The sequence below is a fragment of the Nostoc sp. DSM 114160 genome, from assembly GCF_053470305.1.
Window position 1 is genome coordinate 1,085,860 of record NZ_JBPFGO010000001.1, and the last position, 18,639, is coordinate 1,104,498.

The 18,639-nt window shown below is 41.7% G+C and carries 24 protein-coding genes; 11 read left to right on the forward strand and 13 right to left on the reverse strand.

From position 1 onward, the window contains the following. Positions 1-8 precede the first annotated feature (8 nt). The 7 genes from NSTCB13_RS05100 to NSTCB13_RS05130 form a co-directional block, all read right to left on the reverse strand. Positions 9-410, reverse strand: a complete 402-nt coding sequence (locus tag NSTCB13_RS05100; protein WP_448271450.1) for a hypothetical protein — start codon at positions 408-410, stop codon at positions 9-11. A 61-nt stretch (positions 411-471) separates the two neighbouring features. After that, positions 472-789: a hypothetical protein gene (locus NSTCB13_RS05105; RefSeq protein WP_448271560.1), complete on the reverse strand. Its 318-nt coding sequence runs from the start codon at positions 787-789 to the stop codon at positions 472-474. Between the two features lie 134 nt (positions 790-923). Then, positions 924-1,361 carry a hypothetical protein gene (locus NSTCB13_RS05110; protein WP_448271561.1) on the reverse strand — a complete coding sequence of 146 codons (438 nt, stop codon included), beginning with the start codon at positions 1,359-1,361 and terminating at the stop codon, positions 924-926. Beyond that, positions 1,348-1,719, reverse strand: a complete 372-nt coding sequence (locus NSTCB13_RS05115) for a hypothetical protein (protein WP_448271562.1) — start codon at positions 1,717-1,719, stop codon at positions 1,348-1,350. The genes NSTCB13_RS05110 and NSTCB13_RS05115 overlap by 14 nt, the downstream gene beginning before the upstream one ends. Further along, positions 1,716-3,911 carry a hypothetical protein gene (locus NSTCB13_RS05120; RefSeq protein ID WP_448271563.1) on the reverse strand — a complete coding sequence of 732 codons (2,196 nt, stop codon included), beginning with the start codon at positions 3,909-3,911 and terminating at the stop codon, positions 1,716-1,718. The genes NSTCB13_RS05115 and NSTCB13_RS05120 overlap by 4 nt, the downstream gene beginning before the upstream one ends. After that, positions 3,911-4,450, reverse strand: coding sequence for a hypothetical protein (locus tag NSTCB13_RS05125; RefSeq protein ID WP_448271565.1), 540 nt, complete (start codon positions 4,448-4,450; stop codon positions 3,911-3,913). The genes NSTCB13_RS05120 and NSTCB13_RS05125 overlap by 1 nt, the downstream gene beginning before the upstream one ends. Before the next feature lie 10 nt (positions 4,451-4,460). Next, complete coding sequence (locus NSTCB13_RS05130) at positions 4,461-4,775, reverse strand: hypothetical protein (RefSeq protein ID WP_448271566.1); 315 nt, start codon at positions 4,773-4,775, stop codon at positions 4,461-4,463. Positions 4,776-4,993: 218 nt separating this feature from the next. On the opposite strand from NSTCB13_RS05130, the gene NSTCB13_RS05135 reads away from it, so the two are divergent. Genes NSTCB13_RS05135 through NSTCB13_RS05145 form a run of 3 tightly spaced genes read left to right on the forward strand, consistent with a single transcriptional unit; the run spans position 4,994 to position 6,272 of the window. Continuing rightward, a complete protein-coding gene (locus tag NSTCB13_RS05135; protein WP_448271567.1) occupies positions 4,994-5,575 on the forward strand; it encodes a tyrosine-type recombinase/integrase in 582 nt (193 codons plus the stop codon). After that, positions 5,572-5,733 carry a hypothetical protein gene (locus NSTCB13_RS05140; protein ID WP_448271569.1) on the forward strand — a complete coding sequence of 54 codons (162 nt, stop codon included), beginning with the start codon at positions 5,572-5,574 and terminating at the stop codon, positions 5,731-5,733. Before NSTCB13_RS05135 ends, NSTCB13_RS05140 begins: the two co-directional genes overlap by 4 nt. Beyond that, positions 5,730-6,272 carry a hypothetical protein gene (locus tag NSTCB13_RS05145; protein ID WP_448271570.1) on the forward strand — a complete coding sequence of 181 codons (543 nt, stop codon included), beginning with the start codon at positions 5,730-5,732 and terminating at the stop codon, positions 6,270-6,272. The genes NSTCB13_RS05140 and NSTCB13_RS05145 overlap by 4 nt, the downstream gene beginning before the upstream one ends. Here the strand turns inward: NSTCB13_RS05145 and NSTCB13_RS05150 are convergent. The 5 genes from NSTCB13_RS05150 to NSTCB13_RS05170 form a co-directional block, all read right to left on the reverse strand. Beyond that, entirely contained in the window at positions 6,196-6,798 is a 603-nt protein-coding gene (locus tag NSTCB13_RS05150; protein WP_448271571.1) for a DUF4102 domain-containing protein, read from the reverse strand. The two genes, NSTCB13_RS05145 and NSTCB13_RS05150, sit on opposite strands and share 77 nt — an antisense overlap. A 63-nt stretch (positions 6,799-6,861) precedes the next feature. Continuing rightward, positions 6,862-7,602 carry a hypothetical protein gene (locus NSTCB13_RS05155; RefSeq protein ID WP_448271572.1) on the reverse strand — a complete coding sequence of 247 codons (741 nt, stop codon included), beginning with the start codon at positions 7,600-7,602 and terminating at the stop codon, positions 6,862-6,864. A 69-nt stretch (positions 7,603-7,671) separates the two neighbouring features. Further along, complete coding sequence (locus NSTCB13_RS05160) at positions 7,672-7,896, reverse strand: hypothetical protein (protein WP_448271573.1); 225 nt, start codon at positions 7,894-7,896, stop codon at positions 7,672-7,674. Next, a complete protein-coding gene (locus NSTCB13_RS05165) occupies positions 7,893-8,144 on the reverse strand; it encodes a hypothetical protein (RefSeq protein ID WP_448271574.1) in 252 nt (83 codons plus the stop codon). Before NSTCB13_RS05165 ends, NSTCB13_RS05160 begins: the two co-directional genes overlap by 4 nt. 138 nt (positions 8,145-8,282) lie before the next feature. Then, complete coding sequence (locus NSTCB13_RS05170) at positions 8,283-8,687, reverse strand: hypothetical protein (RefSeq protein ID WP_448271575.1); 405 nt, start codon at positions 8,685-8,687, stop codon at positions 8,283-8,285. Positions 8,688-9,129: 442 nt separating this feature from the next. On the opposite strand from NSTCB13_RS05170, the gene NSTCB13_RS05175 reads away from it, so the two are divergent. From NSTCB13_RS05175 to NSTCB13_RS05190, 4 genes are all read left to right on the forward strand, one after another. Next, the gene (locus NSTCB13_RS05175) at positions 9,130-9,444 is read left to right on the forward strand and encodes a hypothetical protein (protein ID WP_448271576.1); all 315 of its coding nucleotides are present in this window, start codon (positions 9,130-9,132) and stop codon (positions 9,442-9,444) included. Positions 9,445-9,540: 96 nt separating this feature from the next. Next, on the forward strand, positions 9,541-9,729 hold the full coding sequence (locus NSTCB13_RS05180; protein ID WP_448271578.1) for a hypothetical protein: 189 nt from the start codon (positions 9,541-9,543) through the stop codon (positions 9,727-9,729). A 94-nt stretch (positions 9,730-9,823) separates the two neighbouring features. Further along, entirely contained in the window at positions 9,824-10,492 is a 669-nt protein-coding gene (locus NSTCB13_RS05185) for a hypothetical protein (protein ID WP_448271579.1), read from the forward strand. Then, entirely contained in the window at positions 10,485-10,685 is a 201-nt protein-coding gene (locus tag NSTCB13_RS05190; RefSeq protein WP_448271580.1) for a hypothetical protein, read from the forward strand. The genes NSTCB13_RS05185 and NSTCB13_RS05190 overlap by 8 nt, the downstream gene beginning before the upstream one ends. On the opposite strand, the gene NSTCB13_RS05195 is transcribed toward NSTCB13_RS05190, so the two are convergent. Further along, a complete protein-coding gene (locus tag NSTCB13_RS05195) occupies positions 10,669-10,893 on the reverse strand; it encodes a hypothetical protein (protein WP_448271581.1) in 225 nt (74 codons plus the stop codon). The two genes, NSTCB13_RS05190 and NSTCB13_RS05195, sit on opposite strands and share 17 nt — an antisense overlap. Positions 10,894-11,020: 127 nt before the next feature. On the opposite strand from NSTCB13_RS05195, the gene NSTCB13_RS05200 reads away from it, so the two are divergent. From NSTCB13_RS05200 to NSTCB13_RS05215, 4 genes are all read left to right on the forward strand, one after another. Continuing rightward, a complete protein-coding gene (locus tag NSTCB13_RS05200) occupies positions 11,021-12,403 on the forward strand; it encodes an IS110 family transposase (protein ID WP_448271582.1) in 1,383 nt (460 codons plus the stop codon). A 908-nt stretch (positions 12,404-13,311) separates the two neighbouring features. Further along, positions 13,312-14,502: a sigma-70 family RNA polymerase sigma factor gene (locus tag NSTCB13_RS05205; RefSeq protein WP_448271583.1), complete on the forward strand. Its 1,191-nt coding sequence runs from the start codon at positions 13,312-13,314 to the stop codon at positions 14,500-14,502. 25 nt (positions 14,503-14,527) lie between these two features. Further along, on the forward strand, positions 14,528-15,733 hold the full coding sequence (locus NSTCB13_RS05210) for a DUF1822 family protein (protein ID WP_448271584.1): 1,206 nt from the start codon (positions 14,528-14,530) through the stop codon (positions 15,731-15,733). A gap of 410 nt (positions 15,734-16,143) precedes the next feature. Further along, positions 16,144-18,534, forward strand: coding sequence for a CHASE2 domain-containing protein (locus NSTCB13_RS05215; protein ID WP_448271585.1), 2,391 nt, complete (start codon positions 16,144-16,146; stop codon positions 18,532-18,534). The last annotated feature ends 105 nt before the right edge of the window (positions 18,535-18,639 follow it).

Below are 18,639 nucleotides of genomic sequence, written 5' to 3' on the forward strand. Positions count from 1 at the left end.
TCTAAAAACTAAACAAAACTTTTGTTCCGGCGTTCAATAACTTCTTTAACAGTTGTATTATTGAACTTTGCACTTTTACCACCAGCGTATTTTTTACCAAGAATATCTGCTTCGATTGTTGCTGATTTTAAACCAGAGTACCTAATTGCTCTTTGTCCAACAATCTTATTATCAGAACCTCCCAAATCAACTTCTACGGTGCGAATTATCCCGTGCAACAAAAGTTGATCTACATCGTGTAGCGGTACTTGTCCGGCTAGGGTATTGGTTACGTCAGTTATACCTGTAGCTGTAGCCATATCAGCATCGGCATAAACACCTTTAGCGCCTAAAAACCATGCTTTTTGAGTAGTCTGATTTTGTCCAGAACCAACATGGAATTGAACTTCGAGCGTTGCAAGCAAAGCCATATTTTTATTCCTAATTTAATACTAAACGTTAAGATGTTGCCCTAAATTAAACGGTAAGGTTTTACCCTAATCTGATGTGTTGAACAACAGAAGCAGATTTAATTACACTACTTCCATAAGTCTTGCCGATCAGTCCTTTAATTGTTTTTGTACTACCTACTATTACTTTTCTGCGCTTACCATTTTCCAGCCCAACAGATACTTTAATAGCCTTTCCTTTGCGGCAGATAGAAGATTCGGTTTCGTCAACAACATTATCAGGAACAGGCGTAGGCATGTCAGTTAGACCGCACGCATCCTTAATTCCATCGTAATCAGAAGATAAATGCAAAGCGTACTGCACGCCACCAGAAGCCAATACGTAAGATTTTTTCGTCATAATAGACACTTATTTAACCGTGTACTTTATTATGCTATTGACAAACACTCGTCTTACGTATATGGAACCCTATAGGGTTCTAAAGAAAGCATACAAAAAACACACATGATAAGAGCCAATTAGCAACTAGGCGCTTATCTGATGACTGGTCTGAACGTGCCATTTGTTTTCGCAATCAAGGGAATTTCTTCTGCCTCTGCCCATAAAGAAATCCAGGCTTCTGTGGCGCGCACAGTGCAATTTGGTCGCCATTGTGGACGCTGCTTAGTTTCACCAAGAATTGTGATTGTATCGCTTGAGGAGACGGTATTGCTCCTGGCTGGCTTGGTAATTTTGAACAGTGACTCGCTCCAAGCTTTGTTTAGTTTAGAAACAATTGCCTGAGCTACACGAGAGCATTCTGCTTCATCAATGCAGTAAAGCTGCAAATGTAGCCCATCAGTGGGTGAAGTGTACCAGCCGATGTATTTGCCTTTGTTAATTACAAACTGGTCTTGAAAAAAAGCAGTGTAAACAAGTCTTGCATAATTATTTAACTTTTCATTGGTAATAGTTTCGCTAGTTTCTCCCATGACCCCGATAAGAAAATTCCGCAGATTTGGGAAATTTCCCACGTGGCACGGCTGTAGAATCTTGCCAAAGTCTAACAAAAACTTGTGGATGATAAGTTACATCAGCATCTACATCGACTTTTGGCTTGCCAATAATAGTTGGTTTGTTTTGGATTTTTAAAACTTGATGATAAAAGAATGATTGTCGTTGTGCAGCAATTTGCATTGAGTCAGTAGAAGTTATCAAGCACAGGTTTTTTGCAGCGTTACGCCCAGAATCAGCAGAAGTATCGCCGAAGTGTGCATTGACTTCTGCATTGTAAGAAGTGCCATTAATTAAACCTTGGCGAATTAGTGCCCAGTTCCTAACACCACTCACGTTAAATCCTCCCAACTAAAATCAGGAGTAGTTAACTGCTGAATTTCTTCTGCTCTTTGAGTAGATGCGTTAGTTATTGCGGTTTGAATATTAGTGTCTAAGTTTGTTAGTTCTGTATTTATTTGTTGAGATAAAGTTGCCGCTGTTGTGGGATTTTGATTATTAATTACTGTCTCTGCGTCAACTGGATTTGCCAGCGTCCCCGCTTTGAGTGATATATTGGCAGGGTGGTATTTCCAATTACTTTCTGATAAGATTCCATCGTCTTGGAGTCCATTAAATCCTGCTGAAACTGTGTTAAGTGTTTGCTCAGATGCGTTTACGACTATTGACCCGATTTCGCGCACTTCATTTAAAAGATTGGCGAAACCGTTACCAGAACCAATTCTACAAGTAGCGCCATTAGCAATAGCTTCTTGTTGAAATTTTAAAATTTCAGCTTCCTCGGTTCCTTGAATTACTGAAACAGTTCTTGAACCATAAACAGGATTATTATTTTGGTCGCATCTTTCAAATACGTCTACGGTTATCGTTGACATTTGCACTGGTTTATCTGGTTTATTTTCAATTTCGTTTTGTAAATCATTAATTGATTTCGCTAGAGCATCAATGTTGGCGTTACTCTGAATTTCGTTACCAAGTAATTGCCCGACGACACCTGAATTAACTAAATCATAAGTAATCAATCCGGCTAAAGTAGAAATCAATGCTGGGTTAGTCGCACTAGATGCTGCTTTAACTGCTTCCAATTCAGTTTCTGCAAGTCTGGCAGTATTTTCAAGTTCAGTTTTTGCAAGTTGAGTCGCACTTGTTAGTTCAGCTTCCGCTAACTTGGTAGCTGTTGAGAGTTCAGTTTTTACAGAATCGCCAAGACTTTGTAAGTCTGATTTGACAGAATCACCAATACCTTTCAAGTCATCTTTAACAGAATCACTAATACCTTTTAGCTCACCTTCAACCGATTCAGCAGTTGATTTCAAGTCATCTTTAACAGAATCACTAATACCTTTTAACTCACCTTCAGCCGATTCAGCAGTTGCTTTTAGGTCATCTTTGGCAGTGTCAGCAATTCCTTTAATTTCAGTTTCAGCCGATTCAGCAGTTGCTTTCACTTCATCTTTAACAGTGTCACCAATGCTTTTTAATTCAGTTTCGGCAGTTTCAGCAGTTGCTTTGACATCACTTTTAGCAGTATCAGCAACACCTTTGAGTTCAGTTTCAGCAGTTTCAGCCGTTGATTTCACCTCATCTTTGGCAGAGTTGGCAATATCTTTTAGTTCACCTTCGGCGGATTCAGCAGTTGATTTAATATCGTCTTTGGCAGAGTCAGCAATTCCTTTAAGTTCAGCTTCGGCAGTTTCAGCCGTTGCCTTCACCTCGGATTTTGCAGAGTTGGCAATATCTTTTAGCTCACTTTCTGCCGATTCAGCAGTTAACTTAATATCATTTTTGGCAGAGTCAGCAATTCCTTTAAGTTCAGTTTCGGCAGTTTCAGCCGTTGCCTTCACCTCATTCTTGACAGTATCAGCAACACCTTTTAATTCAGTTTCTGCCGAAACTGAAGTTGCTTCAATTTCAGACTTAGCGTTACGAGCTGTTGCTTCAATTTCAGCGTTAGCACTCCTAGCCGTCGCTTCAATTTCAGCTTTAGTAGAGCTACTAACACCTTCAACCTCACCTTTTACACTACTGCCAACGCCTTCAACTTCGCCTTTGATACTACTGCCAACGCCTTCAACTTCGCCTTTGATACTGCTACCAACACCTTCTACCTCACTTTTGGCAGAGCGACCTAATGCGGCAATTTCTTCTCCTCCTAAGCTTACTGCCTCTGTGATTTCTTTGAGTGCGCCAGCTAGTGCTGCTGCTATTGCAACTGGAACAACATTTCCTACTATCCCGGCAATGGCTGGGCCAGCTACAGCTAAGATTTCTGGCATAATCAGTGCAAACAACGCTGCTGCCAAATCTACGAGTACAAGTAGATCGATTTGTTCTTGAAGGTGTTCAGCCTTGATTGCCGTATTGTCAAGTAAAGTTTCAACTGCTCCAAATCTTTCGTTTATAAAATGTATTTGTGCTTGTAAATTAGTAATTTGTGATTGCAATTCAGTGCAACAATTGCATTGATGCCCCGAACAGTTACTAATATTTGATAACGAGGATATCAGCGACTGACCTTCTGTAGACATCAACAAACCTCGCTACCAATTTTAGAGATTAGAGCTTCAATTGAATCAAATTCACCTTGATCGATGCAGACTTTACCACTAGGGATAAATGTTGTGGGGTCTACGCATTGCTTGCCCGAAGCGCAAGCACCACCATTTGCACAAGCAGCCTGACAATCTGCTAAAGATTGATAAAGTCCTGGGGTATTGTAAGTAGTAGAAATTTTGCATTGACCGTTGATGCAATCGTATTTTTCTTGATAGCTTGTATTGCTGGTGCAACTTGGATCTGTTTTTGTAAAAGATTTTGATTTCGTGTAAATCCGCGCTGGAGGGTAGGCGGAAAGCCCTGGAGTTGACAATAAAACTCTATTATCAGTACCTGTGGCTCTTAGCTCCGCCGAGCCGCCGCCAGTGCCACCGCCAAGTTGTACCCAAGTAGGATCATCTAGCTCAAATCCACCAACGACATCCATCCCATCAGATGAGGGACTACCCGACCAGCCATCATCTAAATACCAAGTACCCGCGCAACCTCTAGGATCTGTTGAGTTAGCCATTTTTTAATTTTTAAACAGCGTTTGGATCGAAGGTTGGAGCGGCGTAAGTTCCGAAGAACCTTTCTGAGAATTGAAACTGCGTTTTAGCAACCCCATTTCGAGTGATTGGAGAGCTGATAGTTAAGTCACTAGTTGCCATTACCGAAGTATCTGTATTGGCATTTATCCAAGTGTGAGCAGTTTGAACGATGGCTGCATAAATTTCCAATGCTGTAGGGTTGGAACTTGTAAGCGCAGTCAGAGAACTTAGAGGAATTTCTAATACTTTCGGAGTCCCAGAGAATGTTGCAGTCGGGCCAAATAAATCAGTGATTCCAGGTTGCATAACAGATTTTTGTGAAGTGAATAAATCCGTTGTATTCGCTTTAGAAAATCATGTAAATGTTCCACTTTTATGTAGAAGTGGTATATATCCTGACGACGCGTATCCTTTACTGGGAATAGGATTGAGCGAATATTTACTAATAGTGAATATTTAGGAAATTCCACTTTTACCTCTGAACCAGGTAAAAGCGGAACACTATAAGTTTCTTTTTTATATCTATGCCAAAGAATAACAGAAAGGGAAAAGCCGCGGTCATCTCAGATAGTGAGTTTGTCAAAATCAAAAGACAAGTCAAGACCGATAAGTATAAATTACTAATGGATTTAGCCTGGTATACAGGTGAGCGCTGGGGGGCACTGGTTCAACTGAAAACTGAAGATGTTTACGATCGCAATGGCCAACCCAAGGACGTACTGATTTTTCCGGCAATGGTCAGAAAGCACAGACCGGACGGGACAGCTGAAACTGTGGAGATTCCAGTTCATGAAGCTTTGAAGGAATCTCTCAAAGGATATGAGCCTGACAACTCCGGTTGGCTTTTCCCCTCGCGCTGCGGCACAAAGCCAATTACTTGGCGCAATGCCTACAACATTCTCCAGCGGGCCACCCAAAAGGCAGGAATGACTACCAAGGGAATTTCAACTCACAGTACCCGCCGGAGCTTGGTGAACCGATTGCGGAAAAATTCTGTTGACAAAGATGTGATTCGCAAAATCACCGGACACCGTGACAATAAAGGGCTTGACCCTTATATCGATGTTGAACTTGATGAAGTCAAAAGCGCGATCGCAACTCTATGAACCCCAACCTGCTATTCCTCCAAATCGAAATCTTCTTCGAGCGCTTGCAGAAAGGGGAATATGACCATCCTGTGTATTTGGCTATGGCACTGGAAAATCTCACTAACCAGGCATGGGATGAAGTCGATCGGGTTTATCCGAATTTGGACAAAGCATGAAACGAGCGGATAAGCTTATATATCCTAAATTTCAAAAACAACTAGCAAGCGATCGCACTTTCACCTCTGACCAAGTGCGATCGCTTTTTATTGGGCATTGGGCATTGGGCATTGGGAACAAGGGAGCAGGGGTAGCAATTGCAATTAAAGTAAAAACGCTGTATCCTGCCTTGACACAGGCCTTTCAAGAAACAGCTATGGCGAAGCCTCCGGGAAAGAATAGCACCAGCTGGCAACCAGCTTGGAACAATGGCAAGACCAAAACTATCCGCGTACCAGTCGTACTTGCAGAACAAATTTTAGAATACGCCTATGCCGTTGACTCTGGTCACGTTATGGATCAACAGATGATTTTACGGGCCATCGACTCTTTTGTAGAATCCAGAATTGCAGAGTTTCACCCCAATCAGCACAGCCGTAATGGTTCGACTACTTCCCGACGCTGGGATGAATTGCGGCGGTTTAGGACTGCGATCGCTTCTGGCTGCGCCAGGAGCGAATCAACTCTTCAATCTCCTGTGGTGACTGTCCGTCGCTAATCGCAATTTCTACGTCTGTCTTTTTCTGTTTGGCTTTGGGACTATCGACACTACCCAGGTAACGGCGGTTTTTCTTCCGTCCCTGCATCCAGCAATAACGGTAGTACCAGTATTTATTACCTGACCGCTCAACCCAGTACTTCTCTACCCAGTGGGTATCGTGTTGGGGCGCAGTTTTTTCGGTAACGTGTGATACCTGCGCCCCAACACATGATTCTACGGTTGTGCTAGATGTAACTTGCGCCCCAACACGTAATTCCCAATCCCCCCAGGCTTGCTCGTAATCATCCAGATTTTTAAAATCGTCTGGGTCTGGTGGCTCGTCACTGTCATCAAAGAAAATTGTCAGTTGTCCGTTGTCACTTAACTTGCGGGGTACTTCCCCAAAGTGGGCAGGGTTCCACCTCTGTTCTGTCTGGAGGTGTTGGGGCGCAGTTTCTTCTTCATCCCAAGCTGGATCGTGAACGTAAACAGGGGTATCAACCTTAGTGAAAGCTTGTAAATCAAAAAGTGTAGGTTGGTTCATAATCAAACTGGTTATTATGGTCGCTGCTTCCAGGAGGAAGCAGTTTTTTTATGCAGTTATTCCCTAGTAATCCCTTGGCAGGTTACTAGGGAACCAAGATTTTAAAGTTTCAATAAATCCAGATAAATCAAGTGAATTATCTGCCCAATAACACTCACGTAAACAGCCAATTAACCATGCTTGAGCATCACGGACAGATTGATGTCCACCACGTTTAACAAAGTGCTTTAAAGCGTTGCGAATATCTTCAATATCAAACTCAAAGAGATGTCTTGTTGTTCGTTTATTTGGATCGAAGTATATTTCGTACTCAGCACAAGCGGTCAGTATCTCGTGTTGTCTTTCTAACTCCTCAAATTCGGCCGTTGTAGGAGTAATACTATTGCTGCTGCTGTTTAACCCCTGTTCGGCAGAGATATCATTTGAGGGGGGTGAATTGTAACTAGAGTTATGGTTATATAACTTTTTTTCTCGCGGCTTCTTAGGTGGATTTAACCATGACAGAGGTCTTACAAGTAACTTGGTTATTTTCCAAGAATATTGTTTAATTACTTGTAAAACCCGGCATGATACCAGTATTTCAAATATCTTTTTGAGGTAATTATGAGCATAAGGTTTACCTCTGGTCTTGGCTACCCAAGCATTAAATTCTGATAAATCTGGCTCGATCTCGCTGGCAATTTGCCCTTGTCTCATTAGCCACTGCCAGAGAATTTTTGCAGCTGGTGGAATATGGTGTTTGTAACAGTATGCTTCGTGTTCTTCCGTCCACGGAAGATTGATTTTTAGAGTATTTTCTGTCATGATATTATTAGTTATTCTCACAGAGAGCCACCACCGACCTTGTAAATCTGGGTGGCTTTTTGGTTTTTTCTAAGTCTTGTTTGCGTTCAACCAGTGGTCATCGGGGAAGCTGGAATCTGCTTCAAAATCAGCATTTTCACAGCTGGTAACACCGAAAAAAGCAAGCGCGTTCTGTTGAGTCAGTGCTGTGCCGACATCGCCGGCTCTATTCTTGTCTGCGTGCCAGCACAGGGCAACAAGCCCATTTTTATCAGGGTTTAGGGCAAGAGCAACATAAATCGTTTGTTTCTTCATTGGTTATTAGGAGCGCGATTTTTAAGCTTGACCGTGGTTGCTATCTCTTTTATCCGACCGAATAACTCAAGATTTTGTTGAAATAATTTCGGTAAATCAGCCAAGAGGTATGCTGTCAGCACGATCGCTTGGTCGGGTTCGAGTTCTGGGTCAACGGTGCGGATATAGTCGAAAAGCTTCTCTAGTTCGTATACAGCAAGGCTTCTAGCTCGAAGTACTTTTGATGATGAGATTTTTGATTTTTTCATTTGTCATAAGTCATAAGTCATTTGCTGCGATCGCAAAACACACACAAGGAAGCTGCACCGCGATCGCACCCCTCCACCCCTAACCCCTAACCGCGATCGCAAAACAAAACCGCCCAAGCCACAGTAGGCAGGACGGTTTTATTCAGGTTCTTCTGGTTTTTCAGATTTTTTTGGGTTAACAGCCAGATTATAGATTTCTTGCTTTAATATTTGAACCTCTTCTGTGAAAGATGCTTCAAACTCCTTACTCTCTCCTAGACGCGCCTCAAGACGATGCTGGTGACCGCCTACATAAGTACGAAATGCTTTTTCAAGGAGTTCAAGGCGCTCTAGGATTTTACCAGCAGCACTTTCTCCGTCCCAGACGATAGTTGCCCCAGGGGTACTTTGCCCTGAGCTATCAGTCGTAGTAATTCCGATCGGTTCAGCCCCATCGACTGAGCTTGAGCCGCGAACGCTTCCCAGTCTGCCTCGCTGATCCGAATTGTTGCCCTTATTTCGTTTTCTATTTTTTTCGGCTTCGCCATCATTAGTAATTCCCATCTGATTTTCCTATATTACTGTACGAACGTTTTTATATGTACGAACGCTTGACAAGAGATAACGTTCGTACAGTATACTATCTTTATTCTTGTACGAACAACTATTGCTAGATGATATATTCGCTCCCCCCTCACCTTTGCCATTGAGCCTGTGAGGGCATCACCGGAGCAAGCACCCGCGCCACTGCGTAAGCCCCGGCGCGGAAACACCCTGTAATCACCAGACAACTGAGCGCGGTTAACGAGTTTGCCGCGCGGTGATGTTTGATGTCTGCACAATCAACAACCCAGGAAACCAGATGACAACCACAGTCCAAGAACTGATTGAGAAGGAGGAGCCAAAGGAGGAGAAATAAGTAATTGAAAAGGCGATCGCCTACCATCCCTGATTTTGGATAGCGATCGCCACTCTACGAATTATTTGCATTGAGGAAATTGTACCAATGAGCAAGCCGATCGGATATTTTACCAACTACACCCTAAACGACGGCTCTTTGCTGGAATCGCTCCAGGAGGAGTACGGGCCGACATTTGAGCAGATGACCAAACGCGAGAAGCTGTTTTTAATTAGTGCGATCGCCATTCAATTGTGCGATCAAGCTCCCGGCAGATGCCGCGATGAAATCTATGTAGTGGGGCATCAAATTAATAGCTCTTTGCCCGTGGGCGACAGAGAGGGATTAATCGAAGCGCTGATTAATCAAGTGCGCTGGGGGCGTAGTCTTTTAGATACGGAGGTATTGCCTATGCAGCAATAAACCCACTAATCACAACACCTCTCATTTATAAAGTTGCACCAGCGCAGGCTGGAGAGCAAGCGAAGAGTGTTTTTTTGAAAATTAGGAATTTAGATTATGACTTACAGCAATGGGCTAAGACCTTGGGCGATTTTCCGACGCTTGCCCAGTGGGGAAAATGTTTGTGTTGCTCGACTTCGTAGCCGCACTGATGCCGATGCCTACACCAGCATTCTGCGTCAGGGAGGGGGAATATTTGAGGTAGTTTACGACCTACCCCAAGCCCAGGGAGTTAACCAAGGATAGCTCAATTTTTTTGCGATCGCGGCAGGAGATGGCGCGATCGCAGCTAAAAAAAATCGTTCCAAACAAGTAAAAAATAGCACACAATCATGGACTAATGACCAAACACGATACTTGGGTAAAACTCAAACCCGGCAGTCCTTACGAGCCAATTTTAGATTTATTTCCAGACGGTATGATACCCATGCGCGATCCGTTCCCAATGGAACGCGTAGGGGATGCTTTTGAGGGTAAAAGCTTGTGGATTATCGATTTAGAACGGCTCAAAAGTTCTCAAGCTACTGCCATCAGTCAACTCATTGCCCACCACAGAAACGCCTCACCGCTTGAAGTGGCAACAGAAACAATGAATAAAGGTGGTTTCGCTATGAGTCACGAGTGGGTTGAGTCTATGCAGTGTGGTGATGAAGGCTTCCAGCGCAGTAAAGAACTGGCCGACTTTTTAGAAACTGCACCCCAACCACCTAGCGCCGAGGCTTGGCAGGAATTTTTGACAAGCCAGATCGAGAGATGGGTTGACGGTAACGAACAGCCGCCGCCAATTAACTCCATTGATGACGTTGACTTGCGCCTCAGAACTCCAGAGCTTCAACAAGCTCTCAAAATGAGGAAAGTTGAGAGTGCGATCGCGGAGGGTGGCTACTCAGCTTTTGATGTCTTAATGGGACGTGCAACGGTTGATATTCTTAACAAAATTGACCCAGAAAACTCATATTCATTAGTTGGGTATGATGAGGAATTTGATGAAGATGAAATTTATGAATAATGAAAATTTAGAAGTTCCCCAGCCAGATCCAGCATGGGATTATTACATTGAATGGCACAAATTACTTAGGGCTAAAACTCAGTTAGAAAAGTTAATTGAGTTTATTTCAAAATGTGAAAATTCCACAGAAGACACTCAAGAAATACTGCAACAAGATGCAGCGATAATTATCACCACTATCGAAAGCCTATAACCGCCTGATGAATCGTAATTGCGATCGCGCTACGGCGTGGGCTACCTGACACAGTAGCCGAAACGGTGGCTTTCTCCACCGTCGCGGGTTGTGTCCAAAGCACCCGCCCCACTGTTTCTAGGGAGTGGGGCGTTAAAGCTGAATCGCACCTCCATTTATGGGGTGTTGTATTTTTCAAGCGCACCAACTCTAGAGCTACCGGGTTCAACCCAGCGTTAAGAGTGAATCGCGCCCCTCTGTTGGTGGGGTGTTAGGGGATTCAAGCGTCAAACTGGGTTTTCAAATCAATTCGTATGCCACCACGAATACTAAAAATCCCAATTCTCGGCAGAACCATGACAATTAAATCAATTACATCCTTGGGAGTTGATGTTAGCAAGTCGTCAGTCACTTGCCATATTTTAACCCAATACCCAGTAGGAGGTTTGAAGAACTATTGGCAAAAAACTAGAACTAAAGCCTCGAACTTATTCCCTAGTTTTTACTCTAGTCCAAAGCCGAAAAGCAATCAAAAATCAGCTTTTGATTTTGCTGATTATGTGAGAAATAATAATCCTGATGTCGCCATTTTGGAGCCAACAGGCAATCATTATTCACGTCTTTGGGCACAAATTCTAGAAAGCTTAGAGATCAAAATCCTCTGGGTTGGACACGTTGAACTCAAGCGTTATCGCGGCGGTAAAAACCTACCCAATAAATCCGATGCCGCCGATGCCTTAGCGATGGCAGCATACGCCTTAGACCAAGAGAATTATTTAGAAACTGGAGAACTCAACGGGCGTCAGTTTCTAATGCACCGTCCCGAACCGATTGATGAACTGCGCTCCTTGGTACAGCAACTCGAACACCTTAACCGCGTTCAGTCACCGATAGTTAACTACACCCGCCAGGCCCTGGCGTGGCAATTTCCAGAAAAAGCTCACAGTAAAACTGAGAGTACTAAAGTGGGAAATGTCCCGCCATTATGGGGTTGGTTAGCACAGCGTCAGCTAGAAGTGCATCCACCAACTTATAAATCCATAACCAAAATATACCAGCAATCAATAGCGGTAAAACTTGGGCTAGAAATAGATCCGATTGTCCGACTTCATGCTGATTGGTTGTGTGATATCGACCTCGAAGAGCAGCGTTTGGAAGCATTGCTGTCGCCTTTGGTCAACCACGAACAATTCAAAACCTATAACCACGTCTTTGACCAGTTCAAATTTGGACTAAGGATTCGTGCCCGGCTGCTAAGTCGAATTTATCCTTTTGAAGCGTTTTTGACCAATGGTAAACAGTTGATTGAGCGAGAGGTCAGGGAAGTTAAGAAGAAAGAGATCGCCCGCGAAAATGGTAAATCTGTAGTCAAGTTTCTCCCTGGTGACGTGAAGCGGGTTAAACGCAACCGCAGCCGCGACGGTTTTAAACTCAGGCTAGGCATGGGTACTGTCTTGGAGCAGTCCGGCGATAAGCTAGTTGAGAAAGGTAGTGGTAGTGCTTTATGCCGAATGAACTTTTGGCAGTATGTGATTACCAAAATTGAAATTGATGGTCGCTTACCCAATAACCCTATTGGTGAAGAAATTGCTTTATATAAAGCTGAACTCAAAAAAAATGTTGATGCTTCCGGTAAGCAACTCCTTAATGGTAAACACTTGCAGGCTAAACTCAGTTCCAAGGTTGCCAATATGTTGTTTCGGGAGTTGTCGAGAGCGATCGCCAAAACTGATGCATGACTATAAATATCCGTGCCCTAGTTGTCATTACAAATGTTACAGCCCATCACCTTATTGGATCGTAAATGAGAATAACCAAAGGGTGCGCGTTCAGCTGTACCACTGCATTAACTGTGGTTACGAACCAGAAGTTAAGGAAGCAGAAAGTATGTTAGAAGATCCAAGTCGAAGAGACAAAAGATTTCCCTAATGCTAATAAACCCCTACATTACTGTAGGGGTTTTAAAATCCCTCAATAGTTTAGAGTGAAAAATAATTATATTCCCGGTTCGCCCATTTTTTAGGGATTTAGGAAAAGTAAATAGTCAAAACTATACCGAAGGGCGTATTCCCAAAAAGACTTGATTAGGTATATGTTCGCAACTATAGTTACTGAACCCATAATTACAAACGCAGGAGTCGATGATATGCCTATACTTCTAACTCAAATAGAGCCTATGAACATATAACCGCTAATCGATAAACACTTTTCGACACACGGAAATTGGCAAGGTAATTTTCAAAAAGTTAAGAGACAATAGACTTCTTGGCATTTGTAGGGAATTGGGTTTGGGGGAAAGGGAAAAGGAATAAAAAAACCTTTCCCCTTTGACCGCAAGAGTGCAAAAGTTACTTTTGCAAGAGGTCTAATATCTTGCTAGACCTTCTCAACCAGTGTTTACTCGAGTTATGCCGCATTTATACAACGCTTAAAATCGCTTTTTATGCCAATTTAACTTTAAAATAACTAAATTATCTAGATTCAACAGAATATGAGTATAGTTATCTTCAAAAAACATCAAGGAATAAAATATGTGCGCTATTGAATTGCAAATTAGCAAACCAGTATCTTGCAATTGTCTACAGAGCTATCTGCGGCTTTGATAGTTGCTTAAGTTCAGATAATAAATTGAAATTGTTAACTGCTTATGCGTCCTCGTCAAAAAATTATCGAGATGTTCTCAACCTTCGTTGAGTTGGAAGGAGACAGATTCAGCAAATGGTTGATTGATATCAAACTGCATCGAAATATTCAAAATTGCTTGGAGTCTTCACCATTCGTCGCTAACTCAGAAAATTTTTGGGCGTTACATTGGCACAAATGCTGGCGAGAGAAATCTAATAGCCTTGCTAGAATGCATTTATCTGCTTATTTACAGGAACCAAATTATTGGGCTGCTAAAAAAACAATTGCCAAGTTTACAAATGGTCAACATAGCCTCGCAGATTATTTTCAAATGGCGAATGCTGAAATTGAAACAATTCTCAAAAATTTTAATCTAGAAAAATGCTTTAGCTTAAAAACCTATGCTACTATGGCAGTTCCCAGTCGGCTAAAAGATATTTTACGCCAACGCAAGGAAGCTGATATTTGCACAAATTGGGCATTGTTACGCAAAGTAAGCAAAAAGCAGTTATTAGAAGCTCTTACTCAAGCTGGATTATCACCGATTCTAATCGCCCAATATCGACTCGCCTGGACTTGTTTCAAAGAACTGTATGTTCAAAACCAACCAGGTGGAACAAAGTCACTACCAGAACCAGAACCTCAACTTTGGGAAGCTATTGTCAACCTCTACAACCGCGATCGCCAAAATCAGTTAACTCAACCTACTCCAGAATGCACGAGAGAGAAAATGGAACAGTGGCTAACCCAGACATCTGTATACGTGCGTGGTTATCTGTATCCACTTGTTAGTTCTTTAAATTTGGCAATATCAGAAGATGACTCCACAACAACTTTTGATTTGCCAGATCCATCCTCTGACTCATTAATTGCAGAGATAATAGCCCAAGAGGATGCCCAAAACCAACAAAATCAACAATCTCAGATTGCAGGTGTTTTGTTAAAAAAAATACAAACTCTGGAGGTAAAAACTCAGGAAATACTTAAACTTTACTACCAACAGGGGTTAACTCAGCCACAGATTGTAGAACACCTACAAATTAGTCAGCCTACTGTTTCTCGCCGACTGCTCAAAGCCAGAGAATCAATGCTTTCAGCGTTGATCCAATGGAGTCAGGATACGCTTAATATTTCTGTGACTTCCAACCTAGTTAATAATATGAGTACCGCTTTGGAAGAATGGTTGCAAGTTAAGTATGGGGAATCTCGCTGAGATTATGAAGGATGAGGTAGTAAAAATGACTTTCGCTTTTACAGAACCGCAGGAACTATTGTTAGAAATATCACCATCATTACAGGCAAGTTCTTGGCAAGAAAGCCAAATGTACGCCACACCTAGCAGTCGCTGGCGTGCTTACATGAATCAAATTTGCCTTTATGGGTTTTTGAATTGGGTAAAAGCTGAATATGTTCCAGAAGCAAGTATCTGGCATAGTTCCCCTGGTATTCCTGCTTTTTGGGAATTTGTCAATGGTACAGCAATTTTATTAAACCAAAAGCGAGTCGTTTTAATTCCTAGCGAGGCAATTGATGATAGCGAGTTAGAAGTTCCTCAAGAATGGGTAGACATTCCTAGTTGGGCAGCAGATTATTATTTAGCAGTGCAAGTTACAGCAGATGGGGAGTGGGTAAGAATTTGGAGCTATATAACCCATCAAGAACTTAAATCACTAGCAGACTATGACCAAGTAGATAGGACTTATTGTATAGATGCACGGCACTTAATTAAAGACCTTAATGCTTTTTGGATGACCTATCAATTTTGTGGAACAGAAGAGATGAAAGGTGCGATCGCTCCACTACCAGAATTATCGACTGTTGAAGCAGAAAATCTTGTGCAACAGTTAAGTAATTCCTCTGTAACATTTCCGAGACTTGCAGTGCCATTTACAACTTGGGGAGTGCTACTAGAAAATGAGCAGTGGCGGCAGCGTTTGTACCAAGAAAGGCTGCGATATCTACGACAGGCTGCGCCTACGCAATTTTCACAAGTACAAGTGAGTCTCAGTCGTTGGCTGGAGCAGATTTATGATGCTTCTTGGCAAGCTATAGAGACTTTTTTTGAGCCAAACTCCAGTAGCCTAGCTTTTAATTTCCGCACTTCTTCCGGGTTAAATGCTGCCGCGATCAAACGCGCCAAGCTGATTGACTTGGGAATAGAAATAGAGGCTCAAAAAGTTATTTTATTAGTTGCCTTAATACCAGAAGCTAACCAACAAGTTAAGATTCGCGTCCAACTACATCCAGCTTGTAATCAACCTTACTTACCTGCTAATATCAAGCTAGTTTTACTTTCAGATCGAGGAGAAATACTTCAAGAAGTACAAGCAAGAATTCAAGATAGTTATGTGCAGTTAAAACTCTTTGATGGGGAAGTGGGAGAATGTTTCAGCATCCAGATCGAGCTAAATAATTATCAAATAACAGAAAATTTCATAATTTAGTTATGAGGAGCCAGCAGTGTCAAATTGGTATTGATTGGGAACATTTTACTTATAGAAAAATATCAAATAGCGAGTTGAGCATTGAGATAGGCACAACGTAATTCTAGTATAGAAGGAACATCGAATGGATGCCACTGCAAGGCGAATAAATCTTGTCAATAAGAGCGACTTATTATCAATAAATTGCTAAATAATCACAATAAGCGTAGCTTCTTGGATTAGTACTAAGTTTCGATTCTTACTGCTCTATACTCAGATGAGAAAGAAGCGATCGCTAGTACAACGTGGTAGAAATAAACCTATCATGTGTAGTCTTGATACTACACTTTCTTTTGGAATTTTTGCATAAATAGAATGCTTTCTGTTGATTAATCATTAGTTAATCACGAATGGCAAAGTCTACTTAACTTATGAGTAAGCTAGTTGTCTTCAGCTTCTTGGGAGGAGATTTAAATCAAGGATTTCCTGTTGTCACGGCTCAACTTTGGTGTCATAACCAATTTGTACCCGTGAAATTAACAGGGAGTCTACCGCCAGCACCAGAACTAAGCGAACTCTACCGCAGATGGCAGTTACTCTACGCAGCAGTTCATCAACGCCTCGATCGTAAAAATCAACGGATAAAAGTACATTCACAAGACATAACCAATATTTCTGTTAATGACTTCGATGAAGTGTGTCAACAGCTACAAGCAAATATCAATGCTTGGTTGAAATTTGAGTCATTTCAGAATATTGAACGGCAGTTGCGAACTCTACTCAGTCGTCATGATGAAATTAGAGTAATTATTGAAACAAATATAGTTCTACTGCATCGCTTGCCTTGGCATCTATGGAATTTTTTTGAAGATTATCCGAATGCGGAATTAGCTTTGAGCAATCAAGAGTATGAATCTCCTCAGCTATTACAAAAATCTCCTACAGGTAAAGTCAAAATTTTAGCAATTCTAGGCAATAGAGTTGGTATTGATATTGAAAAAGACGCCTCTTTGTTACAAGGTTTAACAGATGCTAAAACCACCTTTCTTATAGAACCAACACGGCAAACACTTGATGAGTATTTATGGAATCAGGATTGGGATATTCTATTTTTTGCCGGACATAGCAATAGTCTTGCTGACGGAGAGATTGGAGAAATCTGCATCAATCAAACAGAAAGTTTAGCAATTTCGCAATTGAAAAATGGACTAAAGGCAGCAATTAGACGCGGTTTGAAACTAGCAATTTTCAACTCTTGTGACGGAATTGGTTTAGGACGAAATTTAGCGGATTTAAACATTCCCCAAATGATTGTAATGCGGGAAGGAGTGCCAGATTTAATCGCACAGGAATTTTTAAAAAACTTTCTTACTGCCTTTGCAGATAGCAAACCATTTTACTTGGCTGTGCGAGAAGCGCGAGAAAGACTTCAAGGACTGGAAAATGAATTTCCTTGTGCCAGTTGGTTGCCAGTCATCTGTCAAAATCCTACAACTGTTCCTACTACGTGGCAAGAACTACGTGGTAATTTGGATAATACTAAATTTGTGGGTAAAGTTTCGAGAAAAGGTAAAATTGCGACATCAAAATCTAAGTTTTGGAATGTACTACTTAGTACTTTTCTTGTGGCTGTTTCAACGGTAGGTTTGAGATACTTGGGAGTCTTTGAGAAAATCGAACTGCAAACTTTCGATCGAATGCTACGGCTGGGACTCAAGGAAGATCCAGATCCAAGGTTGATAATTGTAGAAATTACTGAAAAAGATATTCAATCACGACAAGACATCACCAAAGGACTGAAATCCATTTCGGATAGTACGTTAGCTAAATTGCTCAACAAAATACAAAAATATCAACCGCGAGTTATTGGACTGGATATTTATAGAGACTTAGCTGACCCCCCAAACAAATCAAATCTAATACAACTTCCGACTGAACTTAATAAAAAAAACGTTGTTGTTATCTGCAAAAGCCGCGATAGTAAATACGATCTCCAAGGTGTTAAACCTCCGAAAGACGTACCTATAGAACGTCAGGGTTTTACTGATGCAATTCAAGACCCTGATGGTATCGTCCGTCGCCAAATTTTGATGATGGCACAAGAGCCTTCCTCGACTTGTACAACGCCTTATTCGCTCTCGTTGCAATTAGTTACTCGTTACTTATCTTATGAAAATATTAAACCTAAATTTAATGAAGATTATGTACAGTTTGGCTCTAAAGTATTTAAACGCTTAAAACCTAGTCGCAGTGGTGCCTATCAACAAGGAGTTGATTTAGGCGGAAATCAAATACTTGTCAATTACCGTAATACAGATTATCAGAGAGTTTCCCTTGATGATGTATTGAGTAATAAATTCGATCGTAAATCATTTAAAGATAAGGTAGTTATCGTTGGAGTGACAGCTAATACAGTCAGCGATACTTGGTCAACTCCCTACAGTACTGCACAACAAGATTACCAAGAAATATCAGGGGTATTTATACAAGCACAAATGATTAGCCAAGTTTTGAGTGCAGTTTTAGACCAACGTCCAATTCTTGGGGTTTTGCCTTACTGGGGCGATATTCTCTGGATATGCGGCTGGTCTGTAGTTGGGAGTCTGATTATTTGGCGGGTGCGATCGCTCTCACATCAGGGATGCACGATCTTTGTGACAGTTGTCATATTATATGGAGTTTGTGCGATCGCTCTATTAAAACAAGGGCTATGGTTGCCATTTATTCCTTCTGCCTTTGTCGTGGTTGCAAATGGTGTTGTAATTATATTTATTCAAAGTCGCAGACAATTTTCCATTCCTCTACAATCATTAGTTGAGTAATGTAAAACTATCTTCAATTAATTAGAATAAGGGGTAAAAGTAGCAAGGTTGCAACTGAATTTTGAGGCTTTGGATATTCGCTGTTGCTCTGTCTGATTTCCCAGG